The organism is Nocardiopsis sp. CNS-639 (assembly GCF_000381685.1).
GTDB classification, from domain to species: Bacteria; Actinomycetota; Actinomycetes; order Streptosporangiales; family Streptosporangiaceae; genus Nocardiopsis; species Nocardiopsis dassonvillei.
On sequence record NZ_KB906854.1, the window covers coordinates 506,142 to 521,539 of the forward strand.

The window sequence follows — 15,398 nt, forward strand, 5'->3', positions numbered from 1 at the left end:
GCGCAGAGCGAGGCAGCGCAGGCCGAACATGCCGATGCCACGCCCAAGCGCAGAGCCGACTGGTGGCGGCCACGTAACTGGCGGGTGCGCTCCCGACTGGTGGCCCTCATCGTCATCCCCACCGCGGTAGCCCTGGCACTCGGCGGCCTGCGGGTCTACGAGGCGGCGGTCTCCACCGTCACCCACGCGCACATCCAGGACCGCGCCGAGGTCGGCGTCCTCATCGTGGAGCTGGCCAACCAGCTGGGCCACGAGCGCAGCGCCAGCGCGGTCTACATCTCCGACAACGCCGACCCCGCGCGGCGCTCGGACGAGCTGCGCCAGCGGATGGAGGAGGAGCGCGACGCCTCCCGCGACCTCCAGCAGACCCTCACCGCCCGCCTGGACGACATGGGAGAGGTGGACACCGAGACCGCCTCGAGCCGCCTGTCCAGCATGCGCAGCCAGCTCTCCACGCTGGACGCACTGCGTACCGAGGTCGACGAGACCCGTATCACCGTCCTGCCGGTGGTCACCAAGTACCGCACGATCACCCGCTCGCTGGCCGAGTTCAACCAGACGATGGCGGACGAGACCGGCGACACCGACCTGCGCGAGAGCGTGCGCACGCTGACCGCGCTCTCCACCGCCCGGGACCAGCTCTCCTACGAGACCGCGCTGATGGGCCACTCCCTGGCCCGCAACACGATGACCGGCGGTATCGCCGAGGCCATCGACTCCGCTCGCGCCCGCTACGAGAGCGAGATCTCCAACTTCGTCCAGGCCGCCTCCGAGGAGCAGCGGCAGATCTTCGACGACAACTTCACCGGTCTGGAGGTCAGCCAGGTCTCCACGATGCGCATGCGCGTGATGTACCGCGCCGACCGCGGCGACGACCTCACCGGTGTGACCGCCAACGACGGCCCCGAGGACTACCGCGAGATCGCCGACGTGGCCCTGGGACGCCTCCAGACGGTCGAGGAGGGCATCGCCGAGGGCATCGCCGCCGACGCCAACACCCTGCGCGACGAGGCCATGGGCCGCGCCCTGATCGACCTCTTCGTCGTCGCGGGCGTGCTCCTGGCGGTCTTCGTCCTCACCTCCCTCGTGGTCCGCTCCCTGGTGCGCCCCCTGCGCGCCCTGGAGGACGGCGCGCGCCGGGTCGCCGAGCGCGACCTGCCCGACGCGATCAACCGGATGCAGGAGGCCGGGACGGTCCCCGAGAACGTCAAGGTCACCCCGATCGAGGTCGACACGCACGACGAGATCGGCGAGGTGGCCCGCGCCTTCGACGACGTCCACCGCGTCGCGCTCACCCTGGCCTCCGACGAGGCCGCGCTGCGCAGCAACGTCAACGCGATGTTCGTCAACCTGTCCCGCCGCAGCCAGACCCTTGTGGAACGGCAGCTGCGCCTCATCGACGGTCTGGAGCAGTCCGAGCAGGACGCCGACCGCCTCTCCGACCTGTTCCAGCTGGACCACCTCGCCACGCGCATGCGCCGCAACAACGAGAACCTGCTGGTCCTGTCCGGCCAGGACAACACCCGCAAGTGGGCCCAGCCCGTCCCGCTGGTCGACGTCCTGCGCGGCGCCGTCTCCGAGGTCGAGCAGTACGAGCGCGTCAACGTGCGCGCCCCCTCCCACATCTCGGTGCTCGGCCGCCCCGTCAACGACGTCATCCACCTGGTCGCCGAGCTGGTGGAGAACGCCACCTCGTTCTCCCCGCACGACACCGAGGTCCTGGTCAGCGCCAAGACCCTCGACAACGGCGGCGTCCAGGTCGACGTCACCGACAGCGGCATCGGCATGGCGCCCGAGGACATGGCGGCGATCAACGCCCGCCTGGCCGCCCCGCCGGTCATCGACGTCGCGGTCTCGCGCCGCATGGGCCTGTTCGTGGTCTCGCGCCTGGCCCACCGCCACGGCGTCAGGCTGCGCCTCGAGGAGGCGCACGGCGGCGGAACCACCGCGCACGTCATCTTCCCGCCGGACCTGCTGATCACCCCGGTCGAGGGCCAGCACGCCCTGGGCGGCGCGGACAGCCGTCCCGAGCTCACCTCGGGCGCGCCCAACACCTACGCCGACGCCGAGGCGGCCTTCGCCTCCACCCCGGCGCCCGTCGAGCCGAACGACCCCTGGCAGACCCAGGAGAGCGGCAGCGTCCCGGGCGACCTGGGCGGCCTGCCCAGGCGCCAGACCACCGGTTCCCACACCGAGGAGCACCCGCCCAGCGGCCAGGACCTGTGGGGCAACACCGGCACCGGTTCGGTGTGGGACACCACCAGGGGAGCCGGAACCACCGGCGCCTCCTCCGGCGGCGCCAACGGCCGGCCCGTGGTCGACCCCTACGACGCCTCCGAGGACGACGAGCCCCAGCGCCCGCAGCCCGAGACCGGCGGACGCAACTTCTTCGACCCGAGCCCCCGCGGCGACTCCTTCGGCGGCGGCTCCGTGGGCCGCTCGACGGACACCGGGTCCTTCAGCAGGCCCTCCGACACGGGGTCCTTCCGCCGTCCCACCGGCGACACGGGCGAGTTCCGCCGGCCCGACACCGGCGCGTTCCGTTCCACGGCGAACGAGTCCTACGACGCGTTCGGCGGCGCCGGCACGCAGTCGGGCGGCCACACCGGAGCCCCCGCCGACAACGGCGCGTCCGCGGGCAGCGGGACCTTCTCCGGCAACGGCTCGGGCCACGCGTTCGGCGGCCGCGACATGGGCGCCCACGAGCGCCCCGCGGCCCGCGAGCGCGACGACAACACCGAGACCTTCCCGGCGATCCCCCCGTCCCAGGACGGCGGGAACTGGCGCTCCGGCGGCATCGACTCCCGCGAGGGGTACGGCTCGACCGCCTACCTCTCCCGCCGCTACGGTGGCGCCCAGGGGCCGAACAACACCGTCGTGCCGCCCACCCCGTCGGGTGAGGAGAGCGACTCGCTGCCGATCTTCGACGCGATCGAGTCCAACTGGTTCAAGCGCCGTACCGGCGGCCCCACGGTGGACACGACCGAGACCGGCCCGATCCAGCAGGTCCCGGCGGCCCAGGAGCAGCGCTCCCCGGCCAGCACCGACCAGGCCCCCCGCTCCACCCAGGAGTGGACCTCCGAGGCCGACCGCGGCTGGAAGGCCGCGCGGACCGCGGCGGAGCCCAAGGCGGACGGGCTGACCCCCTCGGGCTTGCCAAAACGCGTTCCCAAGGCAAACCTTGTTCCGGGGACGGCGCCCAAGCCGGAGAACTTCAAGCAGATGCCCACGCGCAGCGCGGACCGCGTCCGCAACCGCTTCTCCGGTTTCCAGAAGGGCGTCCGCGAGGGACGGGACCGACTCGGGGAAGGCTCGACGGAGGGGTGACCTCAGTGGAACCTGGCGGGACGGGGTCCCCCTTAATCCCGGGGGCTGGATGCAATAGCATCTACCGAGCTTCTCGGACGCGTCTTACCCACAGCTCGACGAGAGCAGAACACCAGACTCCCGGCCACCCCCACGGGAGGGGCCGGGCAGTTCGTAGAGGCAGTGCTGTCACATGCCGTGCCGGCGGTAGCAGTGCCCAGAGACCAGCCGGCGAAACTGGACAGGAGATCAGATGAGTCGACAGGTGAATGAACTCAACTGGTTGATCACTGACTTTGCCGACCGTGTCCCCGATGTCGCCCACGCGATCGTCGTCTCCTCTGACGGCCTTCCGTTGGCCTCGTCGGCGGGCTTCCCAGCGGACCGGGCCGACCAGCTGGCGGCCATCGCCTCCGGTCTGTCGAGCCTGACGCAGGGTGCTGCCCGGGTGTTCGAGGGTGGAGCGGTCGCCCAGACCGTCGTGGAGATGGAGCGGGGGCTGATGCTCATCATGGCCATCAGCGACGGCTCCTGCCTGGCGGTCCTGGCGTCGGCTGAGAGCGACCTGGGTCTGGTCGCGTACGAGATGACCCTGCTCGTCGAGCGGGCGGGGCGGGCGCTGACACCAACGGCGCGCACCTCGGGAATCCACTGAACCACCACCGACAGGAGGAAGTGGTGGCACCTCACAGTAGAGATGCCGGGAGCGCCTCGTGGTTCGGACAACAGCCGAGCGGTCCCCCCACGGGGGGAATGCCGGCGGTTCCGGGCGGCGGAGATGTTCCCCGACCAATCCAACAACCATACGACCAACGATCCGCTGCGGGGAGCGCGCCCAGTTCTCTGGTCCGTCCCTACGCGGTGACCAAGGGCCGCACCAAGCCGAAGTCGCAGCTTCCCCTGGAAGCCCTGATCTCGGCCACCGCGGCGGCCCGCAACGAGTCTGGGACGCTGACGCCCGAATGGCAGGCGATCAGCGACCTGTGCCGGGAATGGCGTTCCGTGGCGGAGATCTCCGCGCTGTTGCGGATGCCGCTCGGTGTGGCGCGGGTGCTTGTGGCGGACATGTCCGAGCAGGGACTGGTCCAGATCAGGTCCTCGCTCAACAACGACGCCCGTCCCAACACCAACCTGCTTGAAAGGGTGCTCAGTGGACTTCGCAAGCTCTAGCCCAGCCGAGGAAGGCGGTGCTGGGGGGAACGCGATGACGTCGGTCAAGATCGTCGTCGCCGGGGGCTTCGGTGTCGGGAAGACGACATTCGTTGGCTCCGTCTCCGAGATCGTGCCGCTGACCACCGAGGCGGTCATGACCAGCGCCAGCGTCGGGGTGGACGACCTCGCAAAGACGCCGGACAAGCAGACCACCACCGTGGCGATGGACTTCGGCCGCGTCTCCCTCGACTCCGACCTGATCCTGTACCTGTTCGGCACCCCCGGACAGCACCGGTTCTGGTTCATGTGGGACGACCTGGTCAAGGGCGCCATCGGCGCCGTCGTCCTGGTGGACACCCGCCGCCTGGCGGACTGCTTCCCCGCGATCGACTACTTCGAGGAGGCGCGTCTGCCCTTCATCGTGGGGATCAACGGGTTCGACGGCTACTACCCCCACGCGGCCGACGAGGTCCGGGACGCGCTGACGCTCAGCCCGGAGATCCCGATCGTCCAGGTGGACGCCCGTGACAAGGCCTCCACCAAGTCGACGCTCATCACCCTCGTCGAGCACGCCATCACGGTGGGGGACCCCGAGGGCGCGGCCGGACAGCCCACTTCCACGGGCGGCCAGAGCTCCTGGCGCTAGGAGGGCCACCCGGGCCGGGGTCCCGCACAGAGCACGGCCCGGTTCCCGTCGGACGGGAACCGGGCGTCCGTGCTGGCATCATGGCGCCATGAGCTCTTCCTCCCAGCCCGACCCAGAGGCGATGACCCGGCGGTTCCGCGAGGTGGCCGAGCGCGTGCTCGACTCCCTGCTCCACGACGCCCCCGAGTGGGCGCTGGACCTGGGTGACACCCGTGGCGCCTCCCGTCTGTCCGACCACTCGGCCGAGGCCGACGTGCGCCGCGTCTCCGTGCTCACCGACGCCCTCGGATCCCTGGACGAGATCGACCCCGACCTCATCCCCGCCGGCGACCGGGTCGACCTGGAGGTGCTGCGGACCCGCGTCAGCGCCGACCTGTGGCACACCGCGGAACTGCGCCCGCACACGTGGGATCCGCTGCTGTACTCGCCGGGCGAGGCCCTGCACGCCCTCGTGGAGCGTGAGGTCCTGCCCCTCCCCGAACGCCTGTCGGCGCTCGCCGCGCGCTGCGCGGCCCTGCCCGACCACCTCGCCACCGCGCGCTCGCGCCTGTCGGAGGGTCCCGGCATGCCCCGCGTGCACGTGGAGACGGCCCTGGCCCAGGCGGCCGGGGCCCGCGCCATGCTCACCTCCGACGTGCCCGCCCCGGCCGAGGGAGCGCCCTCCGCCCTGGAACCGGCCCGGGAGGCCGCCCTGGCCGCCGTGGAGGAGCACGCCGCCTGGCTGCGGGACCGTCTGGAGACCGCCACCGCCGACCCCCGTCTGGGCGAGCGCGACTTCGCCGCCCAGCTCTGGTACACCCTCGACTCCGAGCTCTCGCCCGAGGCGCTGCTGGTGCGCGCCGAGAGCGACCTGCTGGCCACGGAGGAGGCGATCGCCGAGACGGCGGCCGAGTACCTGGGCGGGGCGCGCCGCCGGGAGGGGGTGGCCGAGGCGCTCGCCGAGCTGGCCGCACGGGGCGCCACCGACGCCGACACCGTCCGCCCCGCCTGCGCCGACGCCCTCCTGCACCTGAACGAGCGGGTGCGCGCGCTGGACATCGTGACGGTCCACGACGACCCGGTCCGGATCGTGCCGATGCCCGAGGCCCGCCGCGGGGTGTCGGTGGCCTACTGCGAGCCCCCCGGCCCCCTCGACCCGCGGTCCGGGAAGCAGCCGACCCTGGTCGCGGTGGCCCCGCCGCCGGAGGACTGGCCCGCCGAGCGCAGGGAGTCCTTCTTCCGCGAGTACAACGCGGTCATGCTGCGCGACCTCATGGCCCACGAGGCCGTTCCCGGGCACGCTCTCCAACTCGCCCACGCCGCCCGGTACGAGGGCGGCACCCGGGTGGGCCGGGCCCTGTGGAGCGGCACCTTCGTGGAGGGCTGGGCGGTCTACGCCGAGGAGGTGCTGGCCCGCCACGGCTGGTCCGGCGACCGGCGCGAGGACCTGGAGCTGCGCCTGGTGCAGCTCAAGATGCGCCTGCGGATGATCATCAACGCGATCCTGGACGTGCGCCTGCACACCGGCGACATCACCGAGGCCGAGGCGATCTCCCTGATGACCCGGCGCGGGCACCAGGAGGAGGGCGAGGCCGTCGGCAAGTGGCGCCGCGCCCAGCTCACCAGCGCCCAGCTGTCCACCTACTACGTGGGCTACGCGGAGGTCTCCGACATCGCCAGAGACCTGGCCCTGGCCCGGCCCGCGCTCACCGAGCGCGAGCGCCACGACGCGATGCTCGCCCACGGCAGCCCGCCCCCGCGCCACCTGCGCACCCTGCTGGAGCTGTAGGGACGCGGCCACCCGGCCTGACGGGCACTCCGGCCGCCCTCCACGCGTTGGTACACCGGCGGCTGCGGCGGGCACGACCGGTCCCCGCGGGTTCCCGCGGAGTTGTCCACAGGCCGGGCCGGGTTCGGCCCGCGGTCGCCATCGCGCTTCTATGCTGGAGGCGCGAGAGAGTACGGACAGGCGACGGAAACGGACGAGCCATGCGCGGTGCCGACGACGAGCACGGGGACGTTCCCGGCGACCCTCCCGCCGTGGGGACGGGAAGCCCCGACGGCTGGGAACGGCTGTGGACGCCGCACCGCATGGCCTACATCAAGGGCGAGGGCAAGCCCAGCGGCTCGCGCCCCGAGGACGGGTGTCCCTTCTGCCGCGCCCCCGGACTGTCCGACCCCGAGGGCCTCGTGGTCGCCCGGGGCAAGTCGGCCTACGCGGTCCTCAACCTCTACCCCTACAACAGCGGCCACATCCTGATCTGCCCCTACCGCCACGTGTCCGACTACACCGCCCTGGACGAGGAGGAGACCGCGGAGGTGGCCGCCCTCACCCAGGCGGGCATCCTCGCGCTGGGCGCGGCCTACGGGCCGCAGGGCTTCAACGTCGGCATGAACCTCGGCGGCTCGGCCGGTGCCGGAATCGCGGCCCACCTGCACCAGCACATCGTTCCCCGCTGGGGCGGCGACGCCAACTTCATGCCCGTGATCGGCCGGACCAAGGTGCTGCCCGAGATGCTGGAGCAGACCCGCTCCAAGCTCGCCGCGCACTGGCCCAGAGAGTAGGGCGCGCCCCACGGGAGCACGCGAAACGCCCTCACCCGAGCGCGCGACACGCCCCCCGGACGCCGCCCCGCCCACCCACGCGGCCCGCCCGGTCCGACCCGCACATCCATTCAGCCCCGCCCGACCAGTCCGCCCCCCACGCCCAGTCCGACTCGCCCGTCCCGGCCCCCGAGCCGCTCCGCCCGCAGGATTCCGACTCCCGCGGTCGGGCTCCCACCTTCTCTGTGGGGTCCCCACCCCCGCCGGTGCGGTTCCCACCTCCATGACCGTTCCCGCCCTACGATTCCAAGAAGACATGCTGAGAATCCTTCGCCCCATGGTCTCCCGGGTCACCACTCCGCTCGGCCGGAGTCTGGCCCGCCTCGGCCTCACACCGAACATCGTCACCATCGTCGGCGCCCTCGGCGTCGTCGTCAGCGCCCTGTTCTTCTATCCGCAGGGACAGCTGTACGCCGGGTCGGTCGTCGTCACGGTCTTCGTGCTCTTCGACATGCTCGACGGGGCCGTGGCCAGGGCCCGGGACAGTGCCAGCGCGTTCGGCGCCTTCCTCGACTCCAGCCTCGACCGGGTGGCCGACGCCGCCATCCTCTCCGGGCTCCTGTGGTGGTTCATCGGCGAGGGCGACGACCCCCTGCTCGCCGGACTCACCCTCTTCTGCCTGGTCAGCGGTTTCATGGTGTCCTACATCAAGGCGCGCGCCGAGGGGCTGGGCGTCAACTGCGACGTCGGGGTCGCCGAACGCACCGAGCGACTGGTGGTCATCCTCGTCGCCGTGGGCCTCGGCGGCCTGGACGTGCCCTACGTGCTCGCGGGCGGTCTGTGGCTGCTGGCCGCGATGAGCCTGCTCACCGTCCTCCAGCGCCTGGTGGAGACCCGCGCCCGCCTCAACGACCCCGACTACGTCGAGGGTGCCGCGGGGACCGGCGAGGCCAACGGCGGAGCCTGAGCGCACGAGGGGACGGCGAAACGGGCAGAACGGGAAACGGGGGACACGACGTGGACGAACGCACGGCCGACCTGGCCTACACGGCGGGGTGGGCGATGATCCGCCGCACGCCCGAGCGCGCGGGGCGGGCGCTGTTCCAACGCCTGGCCGACCGCTCCTGGCGCGCCCACGACGAGAGCACGCGCGGCCTGGAGCGCAACCTGAGGCGCCTGGTCGGCCCCGGGGCCACGGACGCCCAGCTGCGCGCGCTCTCCCGCGCGGGCATGCGCTCCTACATGCGCTACTACTACGAGATGTTCCGCCTCCCCGCCATGAGTGAGGAGTACGTCCTGGGCCGGACCCGCGCCACCGGGATCGAGGTCCTGGAGGAGCACGTCCGGTCGGGCCGCGGTGTGGTCGCCGCCCTGCCCCACATGGGCAACTGGGACCACGCCGGGGCCTGGATCGCCCTGAGGGGCACCCCCCTGACCACCGTCGCCCAGCGGTTGCGCCCCGAGAGCCTGTTCCAGCGCTTCACCGCCTACCGGGAGTCCCTGGGCATGGAGGTGCTGCCGCTGACCGGAGGCTCGAACACCGTGGGCACCCTGGCCCGGCGGCTGCGCGAGGGCGGACTGGTGTGCCTGCTCGCCGACCGCGACATCAGCGGCACCGGCCTGGAGGTGGACTTCTTCGGGGAGCGTGCGCGCGTGCCCGCCGGGCCCGCCGCGCTGGCCCTCAACACCGGCGCAGCCCTGATGCCGGTCTCGCTGTGGTACGACGGCCCGTACTGGAACATCCGGGTCCACGACGAGATCCCCGTCGCCGGGGGAGCCACCCGCGCCGAGCGGGTCCAGGCCACGACCCAGCAGCTGGTCCGCGTCTTCGAGGGGGCGATCGCCGAGCACCCCGAGGACTGGCACATGCTCCAGCCGGTGTTCAGCGCCGACCACGCGCGAGTCTCGCGCGGTCGCGGAGCCGACGGCGGCGTTCCGACCCCGGTCGCCGCCGACCGCGCGCGCGTCTCGCGCGAGGCGACCGCGGAGACCGCTGTGCCCGCGGTGACGGACGAGGGCACCACGCCGGGAGCGGTGGGCGACGGTACCGCGCCGGGTGGCACTGTCCGGGAGGGTCCGGGCTACGGCACCGCGCCGGGTGGCGCTGTCCGGGAAGTCCCGGCCGACGGCACGGTACCGGGCGACGGTGCGCCTGGAGGGTCGGGCGACGGTACCGCACCGGGCACACGGGGCGGGTTCACCGCGGCGAACGGGGTAGGGGCCCCTCAAGGCAGCGGGGCGAGGCCCCCCGGACGAGACGAACGGAACGGGTGACCGTGGGCATGCGGGTCGGCCTGGTCTGCCCCTACGCCTGGGACGTCCCGGGCGGGGTGCAGCAGCACGTCGGCGACCTCGCCGAGGCGCTCACCGGCATGGGGCACGAGGTGTCGGTACTGGCACCGGTGGGCGACGCGGACACCGGCGCCCTGCCGGACTACCTCGTTCCCGCCGGAAGACCGGTCCCGGTGCCCTACAACGGCTCGGTGGCCCGGCTCACCTTCGGCCCCAGGGCCGCCTCGCGGGTGCGCCGGTGGATCGCCGAGGGCGGGTTCGACGTCCTGCACATCCACGAGCCGTCCGCGCCGAGCGTCTCGCTGCTGGCGTGCTGGGCGGCCGACGGCCCCGTGGTGGCCACCTTCCACACCGCCAACCCCCGGTCGCGGGCGATGGCGGTGAGCTCCCCGGCGCTGCGTTCGGCCATGGAGAAGATCAACGGCCGCATCGCCGTGTCCGAGGCCGCCCGGCGCACCCTGGTAGAACACCTGGGCGGCGACGCCGTGCTCATCCCCAACGGGGTCGCGGTGCGCAGGTTCGCGCACGCGGACCCCCTGCCCGGCTGGCCGGGGGCGGGCGGCTCGATCGGCTTCCTGGGACGCCTGGACGAACCCCGCAAGGGGCTGGGCGTCCTTCTGGAGGCCTTCGTGCTCATGGCCCCCGAACGCCCCGGCCTGCGCCTGATGGTGGCCGGGCCCGGCGACGCCTCGGCGGCGATGGAGGCCGTCCCCGGGCACCTGCGCGAACGCGTCGTGCTGCTCGGACGCCTGGACGACGCCGACAAGGCGCGCGCCTACCACTCCGCCGACGTGTTCTGCGCGCCCAACCTGGGCGGTGAGAGCTTCGGCATCGTGCTGACCGAGGCGATGGCCTCCGGCGCGGCCATCGTGGCCAGCGACATCCCCGCCTTCGCCGCGGTCCTGGACGGCGGGGCCGCCGGGGAGCTGTTCGCCGCGGGTGACCCCGCCCACCTGGCCGAACGCGCCGGTGCGCTGCTGGACGCACCCGGGAGGCGTGCCGAGCTCTCGCGCGCCGCCCGCCGCGCGGTGCGCGCCTACGACTGGGACACCGTGGCCGCCGACGTCGCCCACGTCTACCGGACCGTCCTGCTGTGGGACGGGAACGGGGACGGCCACTCCGGCGGGGTGGGCCTGGACGGCGGGCCCCGGGCCACCGCCCTGCTGCGCCGGGGGACGACGTGACCGCGGAACGGGGTGAGCGGCCCTGACCGAGGACGTCCTCTTCGCCGCCACCGTCGTCGGCATCCTCCTGGCCCTGGTGCTGTTCGGCTTCTACCTCTCCTGGCGGGCCACCCGCCTGCACCGCCTGCACCACCGGGTCGACACCGCCCGCGCGGCCCTGGAGGCCGCGCTGGAGCGGCGCCTGGCCGCCGCGTCGGCGCTGGCCGCCGCCGACGGCACCGACGTCACGCGCGCCCTGCCCGAGGCCGCCGAGGCCGCCCGCGGGGCGCGCGACCGGCAACGCGAGCTGGCCGAGAGCGCGCTCTCGCGCACGCTGCGCGCGGCACTGGAATCTCCGGGTCCCGCTGAGCGTTCCAACATGCTGCGGCCCCACCTGATCGAGGTGGAAGCCGCCGCCAAGGGCGTCCACATGGCCCGCACGTTCTACAACGGCGCGGTCTCCGACACCCGCCGCGCCCGCCGTTCCCGGCTCGTCCGGACGTTCCGCCTGGCGGGCACGGCGCCCCTGCCGGACTTCTTCGAGATCGACGACCAGCCGCCGCGGATCCCGCTTCTCCCCGTCGGCCCCGACACCCCGTAGATACGGGCCTCGGGAAAACACCGATCTGGCCAAAACCCTCGAAAGGGGGTGGAAGTAGGATGGGGGGCTGGTCGACCAGGGTGCGCGGCGCCGACGGTGTCCGCGTACCGCCGCGTGGGGCCGCCGACTCCGCTGCCCGAGAGCAGCCCTCAGCAGAACCGAGACAACGGGAGTCCACCACCGTGGCCAACAACGCACCGAACACCTCCGACAACGCCGTCGGCACCGAGCGTGTCAAGCGCGGCATGGCCGAGCAGCTCAAGAACGGCGTCATCATGGACGTCGTCACGCCCGAGCAGGCCAAGATCGCCGAGGACGCCGGAGCCGTCGCGGTCATGGCCCTGGAGCGCGTCCCCGCCGACATCCGCAGGGACGGCGGTGTCGCCCGCATGTCCGACCCCGACATGATCGACGGCATCGTCGAGGCCGTCTCCATCCCGGTCATGGCCAAGGTCCGCATCGGCCACTTCGTCGAGGCCCAGGTCCTGGAGTCGCTCGGCGTCGACTTCATCGACGAGTCCGAGGTCCTCACCCCGGCCGACGAGGCCTACCACATCGACAAGTGGGCCTTCACGGTCCCCTTCGTGTGCGGGGCGACCAACCTGGGCGAGGCGCTGCGCCGCATCGGCGAGGGCGCGGCCATGATCCGTTCCAAGGGTGAGGCCGGAACCGGCAACGTCGTCGAGGCCACCCGCCACATGCGTTCCATCCGCGGCGAGATCCGGCGCCTGGGCACCCTGGACGAGGCCGAGCTGTTCGGCGCGGCCAAGGAGCTGCGCGCCCCCTACGAGGTCGTCAAGGAGGTGGCGGCGCTGGGCAAGCTCCCCGTCCCGCTGTTCTCCGCCGGAGGCGTGGCCACCCCGGCCGACGCCGCGCTCATGCGCCAGCTCGGCGCCGAGAGCGTGTTCGTGGGCTCGGGCATCTTCAAGTCCGGCGACCCGGCCAAGCGCGCCGACGCCATCGTGCAGGCCACCCTGCACTACGAGGACCCCGCGGTCATCGCGCGCGTGTCCCGCGGTCTGGGCGAGGCCATGGTCGGCATCAACCTGGACGAGCTGTCCGACTCCCAGCGCTACGCCGGCCGCGGCTGGTAGCCGCCGCCCGGCGGACGCCTCCCGCGCCCGTCGTGCGGGCGGCGGGGCCGGGCGCGGCCCCGCCGCCCGCACACGGCAGAACACGAGCCTACGTCCACGAGTGAGGCCGTACTTGACCGCCACACCCACCATCGGCGTCCTCGCCCTCCAGGGCGACGTCGCCGAACACCTGCGCGCGCTCCAGGCCCTGGACGCGCACACCGTCAAGGTGCTCTCCCCCGACCAGCTCGACGCCCTGGACGGGCTGGTCATCCCCGGCGGGGAGTCCACCACCATGTCCAAGCTGGCCGTCCGCTACGGCCTGATGGAACCGCTGCGCAAGCGGATCGCCGCGGGGATGCCCGCCTACGGCACGTGCGCCGGGATGATCATGCTCGCCGACCGCATCCTGGGCGGGACCGCCGACCAGCAGACCGTCGGCGGGATCGACATGACGGTGCGCCGCAACGCGTTCGGACGCCAGACCGAGTCCTTCGAGGCCGCCGTGGACATCGACGGCCTGGAGGGCGATCCCTTCGACGCGGTGTTCATCCGCGCGCCCTGGGTGGAGTCGGTCGGGCCCGGGGTCGAGGTGCTCGGCGCAGTGCCCGGCCCCGACGAGGCCGGTAGGATCGTCGCCGTACGGCAGGGCGGCCTGATGGCCACGTCCTTCCATCCCGAACTGACCGGCGACACGCGCATCCACCGCCTCTTCGTCGACATCGTGAAAGGACATTCATGAGCGGCCACTCCAAGTGGGCCACCACCAAGCACAAGAAAGCCGTCATCGATGCCAAGCGCGGCAAGCTCTTCGCCAAGCTGATCAAGAACATCGAGGTGGCCGCGCGTACCGGCGGTGGAGACCCCGACGGGAACCCCACGCTCTACGACGCCATCCAGAAGGCGCGCAAGAACTCCGTGCCGCTCGACAACATCGAGCGCGCCCGCAAGCGCGGCTCCGGCGAGGAGGCGGGCGGCGCCGAGTGGCAGACCATCATGTACGAGGGCTACGCCGCCGGTGGCGTCGCCCTGCTGGTGGAGTGCCTGACCGACAACCGCAACCGCGCCGCCTCCGAGGTGCGCGTGGCCGTGTCCCGCAACGGCGGCAACATGGCCGACGCCGGTTCGGTCTCCTACCTCTTCAACCGCAAGGGCGTCGTCATCGTGCCCAAGGAGGGCACCACCGAGGACGACGTGACCCTGGCGGTGCTGGAGGCCGGTGCCGAGGAGGTCGAGGACCTGGGCGAGTCCTTCGAGATCGTCTGCGAGGCCACCGACCTGGTCGCCGTGCGCACCGCGCTCCAGGAGGCGGGCATCGAGTACGACTCCGCCGAGTCCAGCTTCCTGCCGACCATGGAGGTCCCGGTCGACGCCGAGACCGCCAAGAAGGTCATGCGGGTGGTGGACGCGCTGGAGGACTCCGACGACGTGCAGAACGTCTTCACCAACGCCGACATCCCCGACGAGGTCATGGCCGAGATCGGCTGACCCTCCGGTCAGGCGACCTCCCGCAGCAGGTCGCGCACGCGCGCGGGCGCCTCGTGGAGTGCGAGGTGGCCCGCGCTCGCGATCGTGCGCACGTCGGTGCCCAGCAGCCTGCGCACCGCGCCGCGCAGCAGCGAGGGTGTGAAGACGCGGTCGTGGGCTCCGGTGGCCACCGTGACGGGTGTGCCCGACCAGTCCCGGAAGTCCTCGCCCCGCAGTATGCCCGGGACCGGGCTGGGGCGGCAGTGCCGCCCGACCAGGGTCGCCCACTCCGTGAGCGGGTGGGTCGCTCCGCCCGCGGCGACGGGCCCGCTGAGCAGGCCCAGGAGCCGCGAACTGGTCCGCTCACCCGGTGAGAGCCGCCAGGAGAACGTGGCGCGCAGTCTCTCGCCGTCCATGACGGGGGCGGCCAGGCCCGCCGGACCGACCAGCACGAGCCCCGCCACCAGCGGCGAGGGCATCGCCGCCAGGGCGGCCGCGGCGCCCGTCGAGTGCCCGAGCAGGATCACCGGTTCGGTGGTGACCTGGGGTAACAGCGCGTCCAGCCAGGCGCCGTAGGCGTCCGCCCGGCCGAGCAGGGGGCGCCGGGAGTCGCTCGTGCCCGGGTGTCCGGGCAGGTCGGCCAGGAGCACGGTCCGGTCGGCGCGCAGCACCCGCGCGGTCTCGACCAGGTTCGCCGACCCCAGGAGGGCCCCGGACAGCAGCAGGACGGGGGTCCCCGGCCCGCCCGGGAGGACGTGCACCCGCGTGGCGCGTCCGGCGGCGGTCACCGCCCCCGGCGAGCGCAGGTCGCGAGCGCCGCCCAGTGCGCGCTCGCACCAGGAGCGCACCGCGATCTCACCGGCGTCGGACCGGTAGATCCGGGTGAGGGACAGCGTGGACATCGTTCACCTTCTCGTGACAGGGGCGTCCCCGCCGGAGAGCCGGGACGCGGGGATGGGCGCGAGGGAACCCGTGCGCGAGGATCTGGCGGCACCGTTGACACCCCCGGACGGAGGTGCACGGGCAGGCACCCCGTGCCCGGGGTCGGCGGCTCGTACGGCACGACCGCCTCCGCGTGACGTCGGACTCCCGCGGGCTGAAGCCGGTGGGCGGGCGGGCCCGTCCGCCGGCTCCGCGTTCGGGGTTCGCGCACGGAAGGGCCGGTGCCCCTCGGG

At 73.0% G+C, this 15,398-nt stretch carries 13 protein-coding genes and 1 pseudogene; 13 read left to right on the forward strand and 1 reads right to left on the reverse strand.

Going from position 1 to position 15,398, the window contains the following annotated elements; all coding sequences use genetic code 11:
• The first annotated feature begins 84 nt into the window (after window positions 1–84).
• The 13 genes and pseudogenes from G011_RS0102015 (at window position 85) to G011_RS0102075 (ending at window position 14,244) form a co-directional block, all read left to right on the forward strand.
• Complete coding sequence (locus tag G011_RS0102015) at window positions 85–3,327, forward strand: nitrate- and nitrite sensing domain-containing protein (protein WP_026337936.1); 3,243 nt, start codon at window positions 85–87, stop codon at window positions 3,325–3,327.
• Between the two features lie 232 nt (window positions 3,328–3,559).
• Window positions 3,560–3,961: a roadblock/LC7 domain-containing protein gene (locus tag G011_RS0102020; protein WP_013151865.1), complete on the forward strand. Its 402-nt coding sequence runs from the start codon at window positions 3,560–3,562 to the stop codon at window positions 3,959–3,961.
• A gap of 98 nt (window positions 3,962–4,059) precedes the next feature.
• Complete coding sequence (locus G011_RS0102025) at window positions 4,060–4,476, forward strand: DUF742 domain-containing protein (protein WP_223839293.1); 417 nt, start codon at window positions 4,060–4,062, stop codon at window positions 4,474–4,476.
• Between the two features lie 34 nt (window positions 4,477–4,510).
• Complete coding sequence (locus G011_RS0102030) at window positions 4,511–5,104, forward strand: ATP/GTP-binding protein (protein ID WP_013151867.1); 594 nt, start codon at window positions 4,511–4,513, stop codon at window positions 5,102–5,104.
• A gap of 121 nt (window positions 5,105–5,225) precedes the next feature.
• The gene (locus G011_RS0102035; RefSeq protein WP_019606991.1) at window positions 5,226–6,872 is read left to right on the forward strand and encodes a DUF885 domain-containing protein; all 1,647 of its coding nucleotides are present in this window, start codon (window positions 5,226–5,228) and stop codon (window positions 6,870–6,872) included.
• A 200-nt stretch (window positions 6,873–7,072) separates the two neighbouring features.
• A complete protein-coding gene (locus G011_RS0102040; protein ID WP_019606992.1) occupies window positions 7,073–7,648 on the forward strand; it encodes an HIT domain-containing protein in 576 nt (191 codons plus the stop codon).
• Between the two features lie 316 nt (window positions 7,649–7,964).
• A complete protein-coding gene (pgsA, locus tag G011_RS0102045) occupies window positions 7,965–8,594 on the forward strand; it encodes a phosphatidylinositol phosphate synthase (protein WP_019606993.1) in 630 nt (209 codons plus the stop codon).
• Between the two features lie 50 nt (window positions 8,595–8,644).
• Window positions 8,645–9,523: pseudogene (locus G011_RS0102050) on the forward strand (phosphatidylinositol mannoside acyltransferase); the annotation flags it as partial.
• Window positions 9,524–9,897: 374 nt separating this feature from the next.
• Window positions 9,898–11,103, forward strand: coding sequence for a glycosyltransferase family 4 protein (locus tag G011_RS0102055; RefSeq protein WP_019606995.1), 1,206 nt, complete (start codon window positions 9,898–9,900; stop codon window positions 11,101–11,103).
• Window positions 11,104–11,179: 76 nt separating this feature from the next.
• Window positions 11,180–11,683 carry a hypothetical protein gene (locus G011_RS0102060; RefSeq protein WP_019606996.1) on the forward strand — a complete coding sequence of 168 codons (504 nt, stop codon included), beginning with the start codon at window positions 11,180–11,182 and terminating at the stop codon, window positions 11,681–11,683.
• Window positions 11,684–11,865: 182 nt separating this feature from the next.
• A complete protein-coding gene (gene pdxS / locus G011_RS0102065; protein WP_019606997.1) occupies window positions 11,866–12,777 on the forward strand; it encodes a pyridoxal 5'-phosphate synthase lyase subunit PdxS in 912 nt (303 codons plus the stop codon).
• A 112-nt stretch (window positions 12,778–12,889) separates the two neighbouring features.
• Entirely contained in the window at window positions 12,890–13,498 is a 609-nt protein-coding gene (pdxT, locus tag G011_RS0102070; protein WP_013151875.1) for a pyridoxal 5'-phosphate synthase glutaminase subunit PdxT, read from the forward strand.
• Window positions 13,495–14,244, forward strand: a complete 750-nt coding sequence (locus G011_RS0102075) for a YebC/PmpR family DNA-binding transcriptional regulator (RefSeq protein ID WP_019606998.1) — start codon at window positions 13,495–13,497, stop codon at window positions 14,242–14,244. Before pdxT ends, G011_RS0102075 begins: the two co-directional genes overlap by 4 nt.
• Before the next feature lie 8 nt (window positions 14,245–14,252).
• Here G011_RS0102075 and G011_RS0102080 read toward each other — a convergent pair whose 3' ends face one another.
• A complete protein-coding gene (locus G011_RS0102080; protein WP_019606999.1) occupies window positions 14,253–15,125 on the reverse strand; it encodes an alpha/beta fold hydrolase in 873 nt (290 codons plus the stop codon).
• Window positions 15,126–15,398 lie beyond the last annotated feature (273 nt).

What these genes read in the sequence shown, in the direction of transcription:
- pgsA (WP_019606993.1), top strand. Translation starts at nt 7,965, where the DNA reads ATGGTCTCCCGGGTCACCACTCCGCTCGGCCGGAGTCTGGCCCGCCTC.
- G011_RS0102020 (WP_013151865.1), top strand. Translation starts at nt 3,560, where the DNA reads ATGAGTCGACAGGTGAATGAACTCAACTGGTTGATCACTGACTTTGCC.
- G011_RS0102080 (WP_019606999.1), bottom strand. Translation starts at nt 15,125, where the DNA reads ATGTCCACGCTGTCCCTCACCCGGATCTACCGGTCCGACGCCGGTGAG.
- G011_RS0102040 (WP_019606992.1), top strand. Translation starts at nt 7,073, where the DNA reads ATGCGCGGTGCCGACGACGAGCACGGGGACGTTCCCGGCGACCCTCCC.
- G011_RS0102030 (WP_013151867.1), top strand. Translation starts at nt 4,511, where the DNA reads ATGACGTCGGTCAAGATCGTCGTCGCCGGGGGCTTCGGTGTCGGGAAG.
- G011_RS0102075 (WP_019606998.1), top strand. Translation starts at nt 13,495, where the DNA reads ATGAGCGGCCACTCCAAGTGGGCCACCACCAAGCACAAGAAAGCCGTC.
- G011_RS0102025 (WP_223839293.1), top strand. Translation starts at nt 4,060, where the DNA reads ATGCCGGCGGTTCCGGGCGGCGGAGATGTTCCCCGACCAATCCAACAA.
- G011_RS0102035 (WP_019606991.1), top strand. Translation starts at nt 5,226, where the DNA reads ATGACCCGGCGGTTCCGCGAGGTGGCCGAGCGCGTGCTCGACTCCCTG.